Below are 1,083 nucleotides of genomic sequence, written 5' to 3'. Positions count from 1 at the left end.
AGCGTGTCGGGGTGAACGCCTGCCCGACGCCAGAGGCTTTCCACATCGGGATAGCCGTTGCCGCGCGCGGCCGCGATCCAGCCCGCATCCTCCTCCCGCATGCCCTTGATCTGGCGGAACCCAAGACGCAGCGCCAAGCCACCATCGGCGCGCGCCTCCAGCGTGCAGTCCCAGAGTGAATGGTTGACCGAGATCGGACGGACTTCGACACCATGATCACGGGCATCTCGTACCAGTTGGGCCGGGGCATAGAACCCCATTGGCTGGGAGTTCAGCAGCGCGCAGGTGAAGACCGCCTGATGGTGGCATTTCAGCCAGGCAGAGATATAGACCAGCCGCGCGAAACTGGCTGCGTGAGATTCTGGAAAGCCATAGCTGCCGAAGCCCTCGATCTGGGCGAAACAGCGCGCCGCGAAATCTGCATCATAGCCGCGCGACAGCATTCCGCTGACAAAACGGTCACGGAAGCTGCCGATTGTCCCCATGCGTTTGAAGGTAGCGAGGCTGCGACGCAGTCGGTCAGCTTCCGCAGGCGTAAACCCTGCCGCGACCACGGCAATCTGCATCGCCTGCTCCTGAAACAGCGGCACGCCATAGGTGCGGCCCAGCACCTCCATCATCGCGGGGCCGAGGTCTTCGACCTTCTCGCGGCCCCTGCGGCGGTTGATGAAGGGATGTATCATGCCGCCCTGAATCGGGCCGGGGCGGACGATGGCCACCTCGCAGACCAGATCGTAGAACTTGCGGGGCCGCATCCGGGGCAGGAAGTTCAACTGCGCCCGGCTTTCCACCTGAAACACCCCGATGGCATCGGCGCGGCAGAGCATGTCATAGATCGGCGGGTCTTCAGGCGGGACACTGGCCAGCGTCAGCTTTTTCCCACGGTGATCGGCCAGCAGGGCAAAGGCCTTGCGGATCGCGGTCAGCATGCCGAGGGCAAGGATGTCCACCTTCAGAAGCCCGAGCGCGTCGATGTCGTCCTTGTCCCATTCGATGATGGTGCGGTCGTCCATCGCCGCATTCTCGATCGGGCAAAGCTCGTCCAATCGACCCTTGGTGATGACGAACCCCCCGACGTGTTGG

1 protein-coding gene is annotated in these 1,083 nt (G+C 63.4%); it reads right to left on the bottom strand.

Features of this window, described 5'->3' with window-relative positions; translation table 11 throughout:
* The coding region (locus C5F46_RS16195) for a helix-hairpin-helix domain-containing protein (RefSeq protein ID WP_459562104.1) at positions 1-1,083 on the bottom strand (1,083 nt) is incomplete at both ends.

Origin of the sequence: Phaeovulum veldkampii DSM 11550, assembly GCF_003034995.1 — a bacterium.
Taxonomy (GTDB): domain Bacteria; phylum Pseudomonadota; class Alphaproteobacteria; order Rhodobacterales; family Rhodobacteraceae; genus Phaeovulum; species Phaeovulum veldkampii.
This window is presented reverse-complemented; position numbering and strand designations above follow the sequence as displayed.